Here is a 16,151-nt window from a genome sequence, read left to right as displayed (position 1 = left end):
CTGCACAAGGCCGGGATCCCAGTGCGAACCAGCCGACACCTCGCGCTGCTGCTCCTCGCTGAGCGGCTGCCAGCACGATCAGGTGCGGCGTTCGAGCTGCGGCAGGTCGTCGTCGTGGAGCACGTCGGACAGCCGACGGCCGTCGAGCTCGGCCGCGTACGCGAGGTCGGCGCCATGGGGCCGCGCCTCCTGGAGCACGTGACCGCGGACGCCCAGCGCGGAGAGCCGGCCGCAGAGGTCGAGGACGTCCTGGCGCGAGTGGACCGTGGGGTCGACCGTGGTCCTGATCTCGTGCGCGATCCCCGAACGCTGCAGGGCGGCGAGCGACCGGTAGGCCGCCTCTCCCGACGGGCGGGCCCCGGTGATCCGCTCGTACCGGTCCGGGAGGTGCTTGATGTCGAGCCCGACCCAGTCGACGAGCGGCAGGACGTGCTCGAGGCGTACGGGCCACGCGCCCCCGGTGTGCAGCCCGACGCCGAGGCCCAGGTCGCGGACGTCGGCGATCGCTGCGGGGAGAGCGGGCTGGAGGGTGGGCTCGCCGCCCGAGAAGACGACCCCGTCGAGGAGCCCGTGCCGCCGCTCGAGGAACGCGACGACGTCGGGCCAGGGGATGGGGCTCCGGACCGCGCGCGGAGCGACCGAGACGAGGTCCGGGTTGTGGCAGTAGGTGCAGCGCCAGGGGCAGCCCTGGAGGAAGACGGTCGCGACGGCGCGACCGGGCCAGTCCACGGTCGAGAAGGACGTCATGCCCGCGACCGCGAGGGGCGCGAGGGCGCGGCTCGGGGACGTCCGGTGCTCTGCGGCCGGTGCTGCGACCGGTGGGCCGGAGGGACCTGGGGGAGAGCTCGCAAGGGCGGCCATGACAGGTCCTTCCGTCCGTGGATGGGCGTCGTGGAGCCCTCCGGGCGTGCTCGGGTCGGCGTCGACGCGACGTTCCTCGACGGTACGCGCGTGTGACCGGCGACTCACCGGGCGTGCTTGTGAGAATCTTCACAAGGGACCCGAGCGGCGCACACCGGATGCCCCGGCGGTGCTCGCGCTTGTCCTCATGTCAAGCGTCCTTTACTCTCGGTGCATGCTGCATCGAGCACTCCGGACCGCCGCCCTGACCGCCGCCCTGACCGCCGTCGTGATCGTGGTGCTGGGCGCCGCCCTCGGGGTCGCGGCCACCGGGTCGGACGGCGGGGCGCTGGCCCGCGGTGCTCGTGGGGCCCTCGTCGGCCTGCTCGTCGCGGCGGTCGCAGGGGTCCACCTCCTCGTCCGGACCCTGTTCGCGCGCGTCCCCGAGTCGTCAGGCCCCGAGCTGGCCGCGGGGTCGGTCGAGAGCGAGGTCTTCCTGCGCGCCGGCACCCAGGCGTTCCCCGACGCCGTGAGCGTCCTGCTGCTCGTCGCCCTCGTGGCCGCGCTCGCGGGAGGCGACCTCGCCCGCTGGCTCCCCGCCGCCGGGCTGGTCGTCGTGCTGCTCGACTTCGCGCTGCGCGCCCGTGCGCACTGGACGCAGCTCGTCGCGGGCTGATGGACAACCACGTGCGCGCGCGCCGCGCGGCCCTCGGGCTGACACAGGCCCAGCTCGCCGAGCGGCTCGGGGTCTCGCGCCAGACCGTCATCTCGATCGAGCGGGGTCGGTTCGACCCGAGCCTCCCGCTCGCGTTCCGCCTGTCCGCCCTCCTCGGTGCACCGATCGAGGAGCTGTTCGTCCCCCCGGACGACGACGTCGCCGTCGACCCCACCTAGGAAGAGGCCCCCGTGCTCGCAGTCTGGATACTCGTCGCCGTCGCGCTCCTGGTCGTGTGGCTCACCTGGCTCGGGGCCACCGACCGCATGACCCGCAACGGCCTGATCGGGATCAGGACGCCCGCGACGCAGCGCAGCGACGCGGGGTGGATCGCCGGGCACCGCGCGGCGCTCCGGGTCGTGGTCCCAGGAGGGGTCGTCGTCGGCGCGGTCGCGCTCGTGGTGTCGGTCCTGGAGCCCGACGGCGCCACGGACGCCGCGTTCTTCGCCGTCGCCGGCGCGTTGCTCGTCGAGGTGGTCGTCGCTGCCGTGGTCGCCGAGGTCGCGGCGCGTGGTGCGGGCGCGGACCTGGGGGACGAGCGCGTCGAGCAGTGGGACGTCGACTAGAGCGCGCGGTCAGGTCGCTGTGACCTCGGCCCGGACCGACGGATCGATGCGCGTCAGCCTCGCGAGGCGGGAAGCCGACGGCCCTCCTCGGTCGTGAGGAACCGGATCCGGGCGGGACGAGCACCGGCGGCCGCCCGCGCGCCCACGATCAGTCCGACGCCCCGCGGATGAGCTCGGGGGAGAAGACCCGCGGTGACCGGGAGACGGGGCGGCCTGCGATGAGGTCGAGCAGCATCCCGGTCGCGGCCTTGACCATCTCCACGACGGGGTTCTGCACCGTGGTCAGCGCGGGGCTCATGGTCGCGGCGACGCCCAGGTTGTCGAACCCGACCACGGCCACGTCGCCGGGCACGGACTTCCCCCGGGCCCGCAGCACGCGCAGCGCGCCCTCGGCCATGAGGTCCGAGGCGGCGAAGACCGCGTCGATGTCCGGGTGGCGGTCGAGGAGCTCCTCCATGGCCGCCGCCCCGCCGGCCGCGGCGAAGTCCCCGGCGGCGACCGCGTCGTCGGGCAGGCCGGCCGCACGCAGAGCCATGCGCCACCCCGTGAGGCGGTCCACGCCCGCCGTCATGTCCTGCGGGCCGGAGATCGTCGCGATGCGCCGGTAGCCGCCGTCGATCAGGCGCTGGGTCGCGATGCGTCCGCCCTCGACGTTGTCCACGTCCACGTAGACGAGGTCCTCCATCGCCGTGAACGGGCGACCGACGAACACCGCGGGCAGCGGCGAGGCGAGCACCGCGCCCTCGAGGTCGTCCTCGCGGTGGTGCGAGGTGATGATCGCGCCGTCGACGTGACCGCTGCGCAGGTAGCGCACGATGCGCCCCGCGTGCTCGTCGGGACGTGCGATGAGCAGCACGAGCTGCAGGTCCGTGGGGGCGAGCGCGGCGCTGACGCCGCGGAGCGTGCCCGACAGGAAGGGGTCCGTGAGGATGCGCTCGTCGGGCTCGGGGACGACGAGCGCGATCGAGTCGGTGCGCCGGGTCACGAGGGACCGCGCCGCGCGGTTCGGGGTGTACCCGAGCTGGGCGACCGCGGCGTCGACGGCGGCCTGCGCCTCGGGGGAGACGCGCAGGCCGCCGTTGATGGCGCGCGACGCGGTCGAGCGGGACACGCCGGCCGTCTGTGCGACCTCGTCCAGGGTCGGCGCGGAACTCAGGGTGCTCATGGTCTCAGTATCCTGCCAGGCCTGGATGAGAGAACTGCCACGTTTCGGGGCGTGCCCTCAGGGGCGCGCGGGGACGGCGTTCTGCGACGCGACCTGCGCGAACCAGCGACCGCTGGCCTTGACGGTGCGTTCCTGGGTCTCGTAGTCGACCCGGACCACCCCGAACCGCTTCGAGTAGCCCCAGGACCACTCGAAGTTGTCCAGGAGCGACCACGCGAAGTAGCCGCGCACGTCCGCACCGTGGTCGATCGAGTCCTTGACGGCCCGCAGGTGGGCGTCGAAGAACTCGACCCTGTCCTGGTCGTCGACCGACCCGTCGGCCTCCACGACGTCGTCGAACGCACAGCCGTTCTCCGTGATGTAGAGCGGCACGCCCGCGGGCCCCGTGTAGTCCTTCTGGAGGCGGTCGAGCAGCCGGGTGAGCCCCTCGGGCTGGATCTCCCAGTTCTGGTCCGTGACCGGCAGGCCGCGCGGGTGGTTGAACACGCCGTCGGCTGCGGGGTACGGGCTCGACGTCGGGCGTTCGACGGGCGCCGAGCCGTCGAGCGAGGTCGACGCCGGCCGCGAGGACACGAGCTCGCCGTGGTAGTAGTTCACGCCCAGCGCGTCGATGGGCGACGAGATGATCTCGAGGTCCCCGTCCCGGACGTGGTCCGCGAAGCCGTGCTCGGCGACGTCGGCCAGGACGTCGGCCGGGTACTCACCCTTGATCACGGGGTCGAGGAAGATCCGGTTGAACTGTCCGTCGATGCGGCGGGCCGCGTCGACGTCCCCCGCGTCCTGGGGGTCGACCGGGTCCGCGACCGTGAAGTTGAGCGTGATCCCGAGGTTCGCCTCGGGTGCGCGCTCGCGCAGCGCCTGGATCGCGAGGCCGTGGCCCAGCAGCAGGTGGTGCGCCGCGGCGAGGCCGTCGGGGCGGCTCTGGCGGCCCGGTGCGTGGGCGCCGGCCGTGTACCCGAGGAACGCCGAGCACCACGGCTCGTTGAGGGTCGTCCAGACCCCGACGCGGTCCCCGAGCGCCTCGTGCATCGTCACGGCGTAGTCGGCGAACCGGTAGGCCGTGTCGCGGTTGGTCCATCCGCCCTGGTCCTCGATCGCCTGAGGCAGGTCCCAGTGGTACAGCGTGATCCACGGCAGGAGGTCCTTGGCGAGGAGCTCGTCGACCAGGCGCGAGTAGAAGTCCAGGCCCTTCTGGTTGACCGCGCCGCCACCGGGCTGGACGCGCGACCACGACGACGAGAAGCGGTAGGTGTCCAGGTTCAGGTCGGCCAGGAGCGCGACGTCCTCGCGGTAGCGGTGGTAGTGGTCGCACGCGACCTCGCCGTCGTCGCCGCCCAGGACCGCGCCCGGGACCCGGCAGAACGTGTCCCACACGGAGTCCTCGCGGCCGTCGGTGTGCGCGGCCCCCTCGATCTGGAACGCGGCCGTGGCGGCGCCCCACAGGAACCCCTGGGGGAAGTCGACGCGGCCGGTCGTGCCCAGGTGGCGGGGGGTGATGATCTCGGTCATCCCTTGACAGCTCCTTGCATGATGCCGGCGACCAGCTGGCGGCCGGTGAAGATGAACAGCACGATGAGCGGCAGGGTCACGAGGAACACGCCCGCCATGACGAGCGAGTAGTCCACGAAGTAGTTCGCCTGCAGCGACCGCACCACGAGCGGCAGTGTCGGGTTCTCCTGGTTCAACACGATGGACGGCCAGAAGAAGTTCGTCCACTGCTGCACGAACGTGAACAGCCCGAGCATCGCGGCCGCGGGGCGTGCCGCGGGCAGGGCGATCGACCAGAAGGTCCGGAACATCGAGGCCCCGTCGACGCGCGCGGCCTCGATGAGCTCGAACGGCAGCGACTCCGACAGGTACTGCGTCATCCAGAACACGCCGAACGCGGTGACCAGCGAGGGCACGATCACGGCCTGCAGCTTCCCGATCCACCCGAGGTCGGACATGAGGATGAACATGGGGATCACGCCGAGCTGGGTCGGCACGGCCATGGTGGCGATGACGAAGACGAGCAGCGGGCCGCGGCCGCGGAACCGGAGCTTGGCGAACGAGTAGCCCGCGAGCGTGGAGAACAGGACCACGGACAACGAGGTGATGACCGCGATGATCACCGAGTTGGTGAACGCCTTCCAGAAGTTGATCGCCGACGAGCCGACGACCTCCGCGAACTGCGTGAACAGGCTCATGTCCGGCAGGAGCTGCGGCAGCGCGTCCTTGGAGATCGCCTCGGGGGTCGAGGAGCCCAGGATGATCGTGAAGTACAGCGGGAAGACCGAGACCAGCAGCACCAGGCCGAGGACCGTGTAGGTGACCCAGCCGGGTCGGCGCGTGTAGCCACCCGTGCCCTTGCGGACGGGGCGTCGGTTCGGGCGCCGTGCGGCGGCCCGGGCGGCGCCGGCGCCGGCGGTCTGGGCGACGACGGGGATCGAGCTCATCGCTTCTTCCGTTCGTTCGGTGCGCCGGTGGGGGCGCTGGGTCGGCGGGGTGGTGTGCCGGTGCGCTGGCGGGACGCGTTCTGGGCGCGGACGGCGGCCGCCGCGGCCTTGCGTCGGGCGCGCTGGACGGCGCGTGGTGCCTTCTTGCTGGGGCCCGACGTCGAGATGCTGCGCGTGATCGCGAAGTTCACGAGGCCGATGAGCAGGATGACGATGAACAGGATCCAGGCGATCGCGGCCGCGCGGCCGAAGTTCTTCTGGTTGCCCCACGCGACGTCGTACAGGTAGAGGACGGTCGTCATCCACTGCCGGTCGGCGCCGCCGAGGCCCTGGGCGTCGAACGCGCGGACCTCGTCGAAGATCTGCAGGCCGCCGATGGTCGAGGTGATGATGACGAAGATGATCGTGGCCCGGATCTGCGGGACGGTCACGGAGAAGAACTGGCGGAAGCGGCCCGCGCCGTCGATGATCGCGGCCTCGTAGAGCTCGCGCGGGACGGCCTGCATCGCGGCGAGGAAGATGAGCGCGTTGTAGCCGGTCCAGCGGAAGTTGACCATCGACGCGATGGCGACGTGGCTCGCGAACGCGTCGGCGTGCCAGCGGATCGGGTCGACGCCGATCACGCCGAGCAGGCCGTTGATGAGGCCGTACTGGTCCGCGAACAGGCGGCCGAAGATGAGGCTGACGGCGATGGGGGCCACGACGTAGGGCAGCAGGACGCCCATGCGCCAGAAGGTCGCGGCGCGCAGGTTCTGGTCGAGCAGGGCCGCGATGATGATCGCGCAGATCACCTGCGGGACGGAGGACAGCACGAAGATCGAGAACGTGTTGCGCAGCGACTTCCAGAAGGTGGGCTGCGCGAGGACGTCGACGAAGTTCTGGAACCCGACGAACTCTCCCTGCCCGCCCAGCAGGTTCCACTCGTGGACGGACACGAACGCGGTGTACGCCAGGGGGAAGAGGCCGGTGACGGCGAACAGGATGAAGAACGGGGAGATGTAGAGGTAGGGGGAGAGCTTGACGTCCCAGCGACCGAGGCGCTGGGAGAAACCGACGCGGCGCGCGGTGGGGCGCGGCGGTCCGTCGAGGCCCTGGTTGGGCTGGGTGGGAGTGAGGACGCTCATCCGACTTTCCTGTGCTGGGTCGGGTTGGGGACGTGGTGCCCGACGGCGGCTGGGGGGTGGGTGCGCGGGGGGGGGGGCCCCCCCCGGGCCCCCCGCGCCGGATCAGCTCAGGCCCAGGTCCTTGAAGGCCTGGACGGCCTTGTCCCACGAGGCCTTGGCCTCGTCGGTCTTCTCGACGTCGACGCGCTTGATGGCGTCCTGGACGGTCTGGTGGATCGAGAAGTAGTTGGCGCCCTTGAACGGGGCACCGTCGATCGCGAGAGCACGGTTCACGAAGATGCTGCCGACGGGAGCCGCGTTGAAGAAGTCGTTGGTGAACGTCTGCACGGCCTCGGACTCCTGCGCCTCGATCTGCGAGGGGAAGGTGCCGGCGTTCTCGAAGGCCGTGGTCTGCTGGGCCGGGTCGGTCAGCCAGGCGGCGAGCTCCTTGGCGGCCTCGGCGTTCTTGCCGGAGGCGGGCACCGTGAGGAACGAGCCGCCCCAGTTGAGGCCGCCGCCGGGGAAGACGTCAGCGACGTTCCAGCCGGTCACGCCGCCCGAGCGCTCCTCGACCGGTCCGGTCATCCACGCGGGGCAGATCATGGTCGCGAAGCCGTTGTTCTGGAACGCGGCGTCCCAGTCGGGGCTCCACTGCTCGAGGCCGGCGGACAGGCCGTTCGTGGTCGACTGCTCGACGACGGTCGTGTAGATGTCCTGGATCTCGGTGTTCGTCGAGAGGTCCTTGGGCGTGCCGTCGGACTCCTCGTAGGCGTTGTCGATCTGGTTGACCATGCCCTGGTAGATCGACATCGCGCTGTCGTACCAGGCGCCGCCGCCCGCGGCCTTGAACGCCGTGCCCGCGGCGAAGTAGTCGTCCCAGGTGGCGTCGGCGCCGCCGAGGAGCTCGGCGACCGCGGCCGGGTCGGAGGGCAGCCCGGCGGCCTCGAACAGGTCGCCGCGGTAGCAGATCGCGCTCGGGCCGATGTCGGTGCCGTAGCCGATGACCTTGCCGTCGGTGGTCGTGGCCTGCTGGACCTTCCAGTCGACCCAGCGACCGTCGAGCGCGGGGTCGGCGAGGTCCGTGAAGAGGTCGGGGTACTCCATGAGCTCGGGGAGCCAGTCGACCTCGATGGCCTCGATGTCGGCCAGGCCCTCGCCGCCGGCGGCGAGCTTGGTCGTCATGTTGGTCCGGGCGTCCTCGGCCTTGGCGGCCTTGGTCTGCTTGACCTCGACGTCCGGGTGCTCAGCGGTGTAGGCGTCGAGGAGCTCCTGGGTGTAGCCGAAGTCGTTGAACGTCGCGACGGTCAGGGTGATCTTCCCGCCGGCGGCGGTGTCGTCGTCGGACCCGCCGGAGCCCGACGAGCACGCGGTCAGGGTCAGGGCGAGGGTCGCGAGTCCGGCGACTGCGACGGTGGTCCGGGAACGGGTCGAACGAGTGCTGCTCAGCACGGTGACTCCCTTGTCGGTGATCGGATGGCAGCGCTCCCATCCTCACTGAGTGGTAGCGCTTCCACGAGGTGCCACGATGGTTGCCGGTGGCTTCTTCGGATGTCAACCTCGCGAGATGACACAGAGGTGTGGAAACGCTCCCACGCGAATGTCCTCGCAGGTCAGAGCGTTTTGGTGCCAGATCGCGTGCCCGAATCGTTATCGGTTACCGACCGCCTGGAAGGGATTGCGCCGGGCTGCTGCGGGCCGCTCAGGGGGCCGTGAGCCACTCCACGCCGGCCTGCTCCTCGGACTCGAGGGTCGCCCGGACCGCTCCTGCCGCGGCCTCCTCGACCGCGGCTGCGAACAGCGGGACCGTGGCCTTGAGCTCGCCCTCGTACGAGTGGCGGGTGCGTCCGTCCGGCAGCTGCTCGAGCGAGACCGTCCCGGTCATCCTGACCGGGGCCCCCGTGATCTCGAGCGAGACCGTGCCGCGCCGCCTGCCGTCCGTGGCGGGCTCCCAGACCTCCGCCTGGCGGACCTCGAGCGCGTTGCCGACGAACGCACGAAGGTGTGCCGGGATCTGGTCCGTGGGCAGCGTGCGCCGGACGACCACCGAGAAGCCCTCGTCGACCGACCCCGTCACGTCGGCAAGGTCCACGAGGCTCTGCGGGCCCCCCGTGCGCTGTGCGCGCCACCGGACGAACGCCTCGCTCGCGAGCATCCGGGTGACGTCGTCGAGGCCGGCGGGGTAGTGCAGATCGACGCTCAGGTGCACAGGATCTCCTCGGGACGCGCTGACCGGCGCGCAAGGTGCGCCAGGACGTCAGACTCTACCCAAGGAAGCGCCCCGATCCCGTGAAGACGCCCGCACCTGCGTACGCTGGAGCCCGTGTCTGCCATGAGTGACTTGATCTCCCGCCACGCCGAGCTGTCGCCTGCCGACAACGAGTGGCTGCACCTCCTCGTCGGCGACTGGCAGGTCATCTCCGACCTGGCGTTCGCCGACCTCGTCCTGTGGCTGCCCACGGGTGACGGGAACTTCGTCGCGGTGTCCCAGTGCCGGCCCAGCACGGGCGCCACGGTGCACTACGACGACATCGTCGGCTCCCTCGCCCCCGACGGGCAGCGCCCCCAGCTCGAGCGCGCCCTCTCGGAGGCCCGCTCGCAGCGGTCGCGCGAGCCGCGCTGGTTCGGGGCCTACGCGGTGCGCGAGGAGGCCATCCCCGTCGTGCACAACGGTCGCGCGATCGCCGTCGTGGCCCGTCAGACCAACCTCGGCAGCGGCCGGACGCCCAGCCGGCTCGAGCTCAACTACGTCGAGGCCGCCGACGACCTCATCGCCATGGTCTCGCGCGGCGAGTTCCCCGCGCCGAACGCGGCGACCGGGCCGCGGCGAGGTGCGCCTCGTGTGGGAGACGGTCTGATCCGGCTCAACTCCGAGGGCGAGGTCCTGTACGCGAGCCCCAACGCCCTGAGCTGCTTCCACCGGCTCGGCGTGATCGGCCCCCTGGTCGGGCGCTCGCTCATCGAGGTCACGACCGACCTGATCGAGCACCAGACCCCGGTCGACGAGTCCCTGCCGCTCGTCGTCATGGGCCGTGCGCCCTGGCGCACGGACATCGAGGCGCGAGGGGTCGCGCTGTCCTTGCGTGCGCTGCCGCTCACCGAGTCGGGGCAGCGGATCGGTGCGGTGCTGCTGTGCCGCGACGTGTCAGAGCTGCGCCGCCGGGAGCGCGAGCTCATCACCAAGGACGCGACCATCCGGGAGATCCACCACCGCGTCAAGAACAACCTGCAGACCGTCGCGGCGCTCCTGCGCCTGCAGGCGCGCCGCATGGACGTCCCCGAGGCGCGCGCCGCGCTCGAGGAGGCCATGCGTCGGGTCGCGACCATCGCGCTGGTCCACGAGACCCTGTCGCAGACCCTCGACGAGGAGGTCGAGTTCGACGACATGGGCGGGCGGGCGCTGCGCCTGGCCGCGGACGTCGCGTCGGCCGACACCAAGGTCCGCACCGTGCAGACCGGCAGCTTCGGGCTGGTCCCGGCCGAGGATGCGACCCCGCTCGCGCTCGTCCTCACCGAGCTCGTGACGAACGCGGTCGAGCACGGGCTCGCGGGGCGCAAGGACGGGACGGTCGAGATCGACGCCCGGCGCAGCGGCTCGGCGCTGAGGATCGTGGTCGCGGACGACGGCGTGGGCATGGGGGTGCCGGGGACGGACCCGTCGGAGAAGCCCAAGAAGAGCGGGCTGGGGTCGCAGATCGTCGCGACGCTCGTCACCAACGAGCTGGGCGGGACGATCGAGTGGTCCGCCCGTCCAGGGGGTGGGACACAGGTCGTCCTGGAGCTCGTCCTGCGTGACGGCGGTGGCTCGCGGCAGGGATGACCCGGGTGCCCGGCGGCGAGGACCGGCGGGCACAATTGCCTTCCCGAGGGCAACATAAAGGGCCGTCACCTGCAGGTGACGGCCCTTTATGAGAAAAGTATGTGAAGCTCAGCCTGCGCGGCGGGCGCGAGCCGTGCGACGCTTGAGAGCGCGCCGCTCGTCCTCGGACAGGCCACCCCAGACGCCCGCGTCCTGGCCGGACTCGAGTGCCCACTTGAGGCAGGTGTCGACGACGTCGCAGCGGCGGCACACGGCCTTCGCCTCTTCGATCTGGAGAAGAGCAGGGCCGGTGTTCCCGATCGGGAAGAACAGCTCCGGGTCTTCTTCCAGGCAGGCAGCGCGGTGGCGCCAGTCCATGTGAGGTCTCCTTGGCATGGCGAGCAAGGCCTCAATGTGAATGTGTCGGACGCACGTCCACAAAGGGCTTCATGCTCAGGTGGGGGGTAATTGATGCTTGAACTAGGTTCACATCTCGTGAAGCCCAGCACAAGGGGTTACCGGAAAGTTTCTTCGGGGTGAACCGTGAGGTCTTGGTCACACTTCGGTGAAGGTGCTGGTCACGCGTACGCTGGGTGGTCGTGGCACCTGTGAGCACCCCGAATCAATCCACCCCCGACCCCTCCGAGGAGGGAGCCGGCCCGCGGGCGACGCTCCCGGCCGGGGCACGACCTCCCGCGCTGTGGGTCGTGGTCGCGGGCATCGCGGTCGAGGCGCTCGTGCTCGCCGCGGCCGCGGCGCTCGTGCTCGTCGAGCTCCTCCGCGGTGGCTCGCTGTCGGCCGGGGTCTCGATCTTCCTCGTCCTGTTCGCCGCCGGGGTCGCCGCGGTCCTCGTGGCGAGCGCCCGTGGGCTGCTGCGCGGGCAGCGGTGGGCGAGGTCCCCCGTGGCCACCTGGCAGCTCCTCCAGGTCGTGGTCGCCTTCAGCTGGCTGCAGTACCAGGTCACCCCGGGCGGGATCGGGACCATGGCCCTGGCGCTGACGGTCCTCGTGGGGCTCATGCTGCGCCCCGTCGTGGTCGCCACGACCAGGGACTCGGTCCGCACCGACGGCTGACGGTCAGGACGGACCGGCGCGCGGGACGGGGATCGTCCCGGCCGCCGCCGGCGGGCCCACCACCGTGGGTGCCGTGACCTGGACGGGCACGAGCTCACCGCCGCGGACCGCGACCGCGCGACCAGGGGTGCCGCCGTCGGGGTCGACCACCGTGCCCAGCGAACGACCGAACACGTCGCCGCTGCCGCGCTCCTCGGGGGCGAGGACGAGTCCGCTCTGCCGCCCGCGCACCTCGGCCACCGGCCCGCGGTGAGCCGTCGCCGCTGCGGTGGTCGACGCCGAGGCGAGCAGCACGACCCCCGCCCTGGCCAGCTCCGTGAGGACCTCGGCCTCGACGGGCGAGGACTGGGCGACCAGGTCGAGGTCGTCGACCACCACGACGTCACCAGGGACCAGGCCCGTCTGCGGCAACGACCGGAGGGCGGCCGTGACCTCGTGCGGCGGGAGCAGGCCGACGGCCGTGACGAGGCGGCGCCCGGCCGGGCCCCCGGCAGGGGCCTCGCCCGTCCCGACGCCGTCATGTCGCACGAGGCGCTCGAACCGGTCGTCGCGCGACAGCACGGCCCGCAGCCTGCCCGTCGCGCGCGCGTGGTCGGCGAGCAGCAGCAGCGCGCTGCTGCGTCCGCTGCCGGACGGGCCCACGACGAGGGCGCCGCGCGCGACGTCGAGGTGGACCGGGCCCGCGTGGTCGCCGCCCAGCCCGACGACGACGTGCCCCGCACGGGCGTCCGACTCCTGCGGAGGTCCCGGCCGGTCTGGGATCCCTGCCCCGGGAGCGTGCCGGGGGAGGGGCAGGAGCCGCAGCGGAAGGCCGCGCCCCGCGCCGTCGTCGGGTGCCGCGTCGTCGGGCACCGCGTCCCCGGCCGCCCGGGCCTCGGGCGCCGGGAAGGTGTCCACGACCACCTGGCACTCGACCGGCCCGCCGGGCCCCAGCCACACCGCTCGCCCCGGACGCCCGCCGCGACCGGCGAACCGTGACGGCACGCCGTGCGCGACGTCGTCGGGCACGGCGTCCGAGCACAGCACGAGGCGCGGGCCCACCCGCTGCGCGAGCCCGGCCAGACCCGGGCTGCTGCCCGCGACCGCGACGTGGAGTCCGCGCGCTGGCCCCTCGCCGAGCAGCCTGCCGAGCACGCCGTCACCTGCGCCCTGCGGCAGGCGGGCGAGGGACGAGCGGAGGTCCTCCACGTCGTCCACGACGACGAGGGTCGGAGGCCCACCCTCGCGGCGCAGCAGCAGGTCGACGAGTCGGGCGACGCGCCGCGGGTCGTGCAAGGGCACGAGCGTCCCGCACCGCGGGTGGTCCCGCAGACCCTCGACGAGGTCGGCGGCCTCGGCCACGACGTGGACGTCCCACCCCCGGTCGAGCCCCGCGACGGCGACCGACCGCAAGGCCGTCGACCGGCCGGACCGGGGACGTCCGACGACCGCGAGATGCCCGTCGCCGGGGCGCCACACGACCGTGCCCCGGCGCTGCTCGTCGGGCAGGTCGGACAGGGCGAGGGGCAGCTCGTGGCGGGAGGCCCGGCCGGGGAGCGCGCGGCCCGGCAGGTCCGACGGCCTCACGCGGCCCGGGAGGGCGGGCAGCCAGGGTGCGGCGTGGGCGGGCAGGGACGCACGGCTCGCGGCCTCGACGGTGGCGTCGACCAGGAGCGACACCACGTCGGTCGGGTCGGCGGTCGGGCCGGGAGCCAGGGCGGTGACCGATCCCCACCGCTCTGCCGGACGCACACGCGCGGCACGGGTGGTCGGCAGGGTGCCCGCGTGCGCACCCTGGACGGCGAGCGGCGGCTCGTTCCCGCGCCGCAGCACCACCCTCCCCGGCCGGTTCGCCGGGATCAGGGCGGCGTGCGGTGCGTCGATCACGTCGCGGGAGTCGCCCGGGTCGATCTGGCGCAGCGCCAGCCGCAACGAGATGTTGGCCCGCATGTCTGCGGTCACGGCCCCTGCGGGGCGCTGCGTCGCCAGGACGAGGTGCACCCCGAGGGACCGGCCCTGGGCCGCGAGGCGCAGCAGGCCGGGCAGGAACTCGGGGAGGTCGTCGGCGAGCGCCCGGAACTCGTCGACCACCACGACGAGGCGAGGCAGCACACCCGCGGGCAGGTCGTCGAGGGCGCGGGCGCCGGCCTCCGCGACGACGTGCTCACGGCGTCGCAGCTCGGCCCGCAGGCCGGCGAGCGCGCGGCCCGCGAGGCCGGGCTCGAGGTCGGTGACCTGCCCGACGACGTGCGGCAGGTGCACGCAGCGACCGAAGCCCGCACCTCCCTTGAAGTCGACGAGGGTGATCGCGAGGTCCCGCGGGCTGGTCGTGAGCGCCAGCCCCAGGACGAGGGACTGGAGCAGCTCGGACTTGCCCGCCCCCGTGGTCCCCGAGACCAGGGCGTGCGGGCCGTCGCGGACCAGGTCGAGGTGGACCGTGCCGCCCTGCGCGTCGGTGCCCAGCGGGACGGCCAGGCCCGGGCGGGGCGCTCCGCCAGCCGCGTCCCACCTGGCGCCCACCCACGCGGCCGGCGGACCGCAGGCCGGGGTGACGGGGGCCTCCAGGAGCGCCGCGAGCGACACGGACTCGGCGAGGCCGGGGTGTGCGGGATCCGCCCGGTCCGCGGACGCCTCGGCGGTGGTCCCGTCCGGCCAGCGCCCGAGGCGGTGCGCGGCCGCGACGTGCCGCGCGTACCGCTCGGCCCAGGACTCACCGACCCCGACCAGGGGCGCGGGCTCGACCGTGCCGTCCGCCAGGCGCCAGGCCTGGGCGGTCGTGTCGAGGACCGTGCGGCACCAGGCGGGGACCGCGCGGCCGTCGGCGGCGACGAGGATCAGCCGGTCCGGGCCGTCCCGGCGCGCCCACCAGTCCTCGAGGGCCGCCGAGAGCCCGGCGACCGGGGCGCCGTCCTCTCCGGGGACCTCCACGACGACCACCCGGGCGTCGCGGACGGGCCGGTCGGCCTGCCTCTCACGGACGAGCGGCCCCGACGGGTGCCTGCGCGACCCGGGCAGCCAGCGCAGCCAGGACCAGCACGGTGCGAGGTCGTCCGGGACGACCGCCACGACCTCGGCCCCGGACGCGACCTGCGCGAGGAGCAGGGCGCGGGCAGCGGCGAGACGAGGCTCCCGGGGCCCGACGACCGCGACGCACCCGTCGGGGAGCCGGGCCCCCTGGGCCGCCGGCGCAGGCACGGGCACCGGCGCCTGGGCCGACGTCGGCGCCGACCCGAGGACCGGCGTCGTGGGCGGTGCGCCGGCGCCGCGAGGCCGTCCGCCCGGGACGCCAGGCGCCGGTGCGGACGTCTCGGCCGCGTGATGGGCGGCCACCGCACCCGTCATGAGGTCGGCCGGGCACGGCTGCGGGTACCGGGCACGGTCGAGGAGGTGCCCGAGCACCGGGGCACGTGCGGCGTCAGGCCCGGGGGCGGGCGCACCGCGTTCCGTCCCCGGGAGCGCGCGGGGTGGGACCGCGGTGGCCCCGCTCCCTCCACGACCCTCGACCGGGGCGAGGGCACCGGCCGAGCGGCCGCGACGGCGTCGGGCCAGGAGCAGCGGGACCACCAGCGTGAGGGGGCCGACCAGCGCGAGCAGCGCGAACACGGGCTGGCGCATGCTCGCCGCGAGGGCGAGCGAACCGACCGCCGGAGTGATGGCCAGCGCGAGCGAGGACGGACCGAGGCCCTCGCGCGGGCCCGGACCCTCCGGTGCGGGGAGCCCGCTCGTGACCCCCCACTCCTCGAGGTGGGGGCGGGGGCGCAGGTCGTACGTCGTCGTGCCCACGCGCAGCACGTGGCCCGGACGCCAGGGCCGGGCCGGCCCGCGCAGCGCCCCGCGCGCCCTCCTTCCGGGCGGTTCCCACCGGACCCGCGGGCCCGGGGCGCGGCGTCGCCGACCGGCAGTGCGGGCACCGGTACGCCCACGCACTCGCACCACGACCCGGGGGAGCAGGTCCGCCTCACGAGGGCGCGCACCCCACGGACGACGCGGCACCACCGCCGTCACGACGACCGACGGACCGGTCCCGTCCCCCAGGACGAGCGGGGCCCGCGGGGACAGAGGCAGGAGCCCTCCGCACCCTGACCCCGAGAGGACCGCGACGTGCCACGCAGCGCGCAGCGCGGCGACCTCCGGGGCTGGTGCGGGGGAGGCGCTCGCGGCCTGCGTGCGGGCGGTCGGATGCGTGCGCCCCGGAGGGCCTTGCTGCCCCGCGTGCAGGGTCGCGCCGGGCAGCAGCGGACGCGTCCCGACGCGGTGGTCCTCGCCGAGCGGGACCCCGTCGACCACGAGCGGGGCGCTCGCGAGCTCGGGCCGGCACGTGACGCGGGCGAGCTCCGGGCGGAGGTCTCCCAGACGGTGCCCGGGGGTCACGTCGAGGTCGACACCTGGGTGGACGGTGATGCGCACGGCAGGATCATGGCCGCCCGCGCAGGTCCTGCGCAGACGGCGACGGCGTGCCTGTGGACGAGGAGATCGTCC

At 73.5% G+C, this 16,151-nt stretch carries 14 protein-coding genes; 5 read left to right on the top strand and 9 right to left on the bottom strand.

Annotated elements, in window-relative coordinates:
• Positions 1–78 precede the first annotated feature (78 nt).
• The gene (locus H9623_RS04595; RefSeq protein WP_193718886.1) at positions 79–861 is read right to left on the bottom strand and encodes an anaerobic ribonucleoside-triphosphate reductase activating protein; all 783 of its coding nucleotides are present in this window, start codon (positions 859–861) and stop codon (positions 79–81) included.
• A 214-nt stretch (positions 862–1,075) separates the two neighbouring features.
• Here H9623_RS04595 and H9623_RS04590 point away from each other — a divergent pair, with 214 nt between their 5' ends.
• Genes H9623_RS04590 through H9623_RS04580 form a run of 3 tightly spaced genes read left to right on the top strand, consistent with a single transcriptional unit; the run spans position 1,076 to position 2,121 of the window.
• Positions 1,076–1,516: a hypothetical protein gene (locus H9623_RS04590; RefSeq protein WP_193718885.1), complete on the top strand. Its 441-nt coding sequence runs from the start codon at positions 1,076–1,078 to the stop codon at positions 1,514–1,516.
• The gene (locus H9623_RS04585; protein WP_193718884.1) at positions 1,516–1,734 is read left to right on the top strand and encodes a helix-turn-helix transcriptional regulator; all 219 of its coding nucleotides are present in this window, start codon (positions 1,516–1,518) and stop codon (positions 1,732–1,734) included. The genes H9623_RS04590 and H9623_RS04585 overlap by 1 nt, the downstream gene beginning before the upstream one ends.
• Before the next feature lie 12 nt (positions 1,735–1,746).
• Complete coding sequence (locus tag H9623_RS04580; RefSeq protein ID WP_193718883.1) at positions 1,747–2,121, top strand: SdpI family protein; 375 nt, start codon at positions 1,747–1,749, stop codon at positions 2,119–2,121.
• Positions 2,122–2,269: 148 nt separating this feature from the next.
• Here the strand turns inward: H9623_RS04580 and H9623_RS04575 are convergent, their stop codons facing one another.
• The 6 genes from H9623_RS04575 to H9623_RS04550 form a co-directional block, all read right to left on the bottom strand.
• Complete coding sequence (locus tag H9623_RS04575; protein ID WP_193718882.1) at positions 2,270–3,286, bottom strand: LacI family DNA-binding transcriptional regulator; 1,017 nt, start codon at positions 3,284–3,286, stop codon at positions 2,270–2,272.
• Between the two features lie 57 nt (positions 3,287–3,343).
• Complete coding sequence (locus H9623_RS04570) at positions 3,344–4,795, bottom strand: GH1 family beta-glucosidase (protein ID WP_193718881.1); 1,452 nt, start codon at positions 4,793–4,795, stop codon at positions 3,344–3,346.
• The gene (locus H9623_RS04565) at positions 4,792–5,721 is read right to left on the bottom strand and encodes a carbohydrate ABC transporter permease (RefSeq protein ID WP_193718880.1); all 930 of its coding nucleotides are present in this window, start codon (positions 5,719–5,721) and stop codon (positions 4,792–4,794) included. Before H9623_RS04565 ends, H9623_RS04570 begins: the two co-directional genes overlap by 4 nt.
• Positions 5,718–6,845, bottom strand: a complete 1,128-nt coding sequence (locus tag H9623_RS04560) for a carbohydrate ABC transporter permease (RefSeq protein WP_193718879.1) — start codon at positions 6,843–6,845, stop codon at positions 5,718–5,720. The genes H9623_RS04565 and H9623_RS04560 overlap by 4 nt, the downstream gene beginning before the upstream one ends.
• Positions 6,846–6,947: 102 nt before the next feature.
• The gene (locus H9623_RS04555) at positions 6,948–8,273 is read right to left on the bottom strand and encodes an ABC transporter substrate-binding protein (protein ID WP_193718878.1); all 1,326 of its coding nucleotides are present in this window, start codon (positions 8,271–8,273) and stop codon (positions 6,948–6,950) included.
• Positions 8,274–8,523: 250 nt separating this feature from the next.
• Entirely contained in the window at positions 8,524–9,030 is a 507-nt protein-coding gene (locus H9623_RS04550) for a DUF2505 domain-containing protein (RefSeq protein WP_193718877.1), read from the bottom strand.
• Positions 9,031–9,153: 123 nt separating this feature from the next.
• On the opposite strand from H9623_RS04550, the gene H9623_RS04545 reads away from it, so the two are divergent.
• Positions 9,154–10,641 carry a sensor histidine kinase gene (locus H9623_RS04545; RefSeq protein WP_193719017.1) on the top strand — a complete coding sequence of 496 codons (1,488 nt, stop codon included), beginning with the start codon at positions 9,154–9,156 and terminating at the stop codon, positions 10,639–10,641.
• 108 nt (positions 10,642–10,749) lie between these two features.
• Here the strand turns inward: H9623_RS04545 and H9623_RS04540 are convergent, their stop codons facing one another.
• Positions 10,750–10,998 (bottom strand): WhiB family transcriptional regulator, encoded by a 249-nt coding sequence (locus H9623_RS04540; protein WP_030150075.1) that lies wholly within the window; start codon positions 10,996–10,998, stop codon positions 10,750–10,752.
• Positions 10,999–11,219: 221 nt separating this feature from the next.
• Between H9623_RS04540 and H9623_RS04535 the strand changes: the two genes are divergently transcribed.
• On the top strand, positions 11,220–11,693 hold the full coding sequence (locus tag H9623_RS04535) for a hypothetical protein (protein WP_193718876.1): 474 nt from the start codon (positions 11,220–11,222) through the stop codon (positions 11,691–11,693).
• Between the two features lie 3 nt (positions 11,694–11,696).
• Here the strand turns inward: H9623_RS04535 and H9623_RS04530 are convergent, their stop codons facing one another.
• Positions 11,697–16,079 (bottom strand): FtsK/SpoIIIE domain-containing protein, encoded by a 4,383-nt coding sequence (locus tag H9623_RS04530; RefSeq protein ID WP_193718875.1) that lies wholly within the window; start codon positions 16,077–16,079, stop codon positions 11,697–11,699.
• Positions 16,080–16,151 lie beyond the last annotated feature (72 nt).

This window comes from Oerskovia douganii (genome assembly GCF_015142735.1).
Taxonomy (GTDB): Bacteria; Actinomycetota; Actinomycetes; order Actinomycetales; family Cellulomonadaceae; genus Oerskovia; species Oerskovia douganii.
Note: the sequence above shows the minus strand (reverse complement) of the source record. Positions and strands in the feature narration are given on the sequence as shown.

Excerpts from the sequence above, each read along its gene's own strand:
- H9623_RS04570 (WP_193718881.1), bottom strand. The coding sequence starts at position 4,795 with ATGACCGAGATCATCACCCCCCGCCACCTGGGCACGACCGGCCGCGTC.
- H9623_RS04585 (WP_193718884.1), top strand. The coding sequence starts at position 1,516 with ATGGACAACCACGTGCGCGCGCGCCGCGCGGCCCTCGGGCTGACACAG.
- H9623_RS04540 (WP_030150075.1), bottom strand. The coding sequence starts at position 10,998 with ATGGACTGGCGCCACCGCGCTGCCTGCCTGGAAGAAGACCCGGAGCTG.
- H9623_RS04595 (WP_193718886.1), bottom strand. The coding sequence starts at position 861 with ATGGCCGCCCTTGCGAGCTCTCCCCCAGGTCCCTCCGGCCCACCGGTC.
- H9623_RS04560 (WP_193718879.1), bottom strand. The coding sequence starts at position 6,845 with ATGAGCGTCCTCACTCCCACCCAGCCCAACCAGGGCCTCGACGGACCG.
- H9623_RS04545 (WP_193719017.1), top strand. The coding sequence starts at position 9,154 with ATGAGTGACTTGATCTCCCGCCACGCCGAGCTGTCGCCTGCCGACAAC.
- H9623_RS04565 (WP_193718880.1), bottom strand. The coding sequence starts at position 5,721 with ATGAGCTCGATCCCCGTCGTCGCCCAGACCGCCGGCGCCGGCGCCGCC.
- H9623_RS04575 (WP_193718882.1), bottom strand. The coding sequence starts at position 3,286 with ATGAGCACCCTGAGTTCCGCGCCGACCCTGGACGAGGTCGCACAGACG.
- H9623_RS04590 (WP_193718885.1), top strand. The coding sequence starts at position 1,076 with ATGCTGCATCGAGCACTCCGGACCGCCGCCCTGACCGCCGCCCTGACC.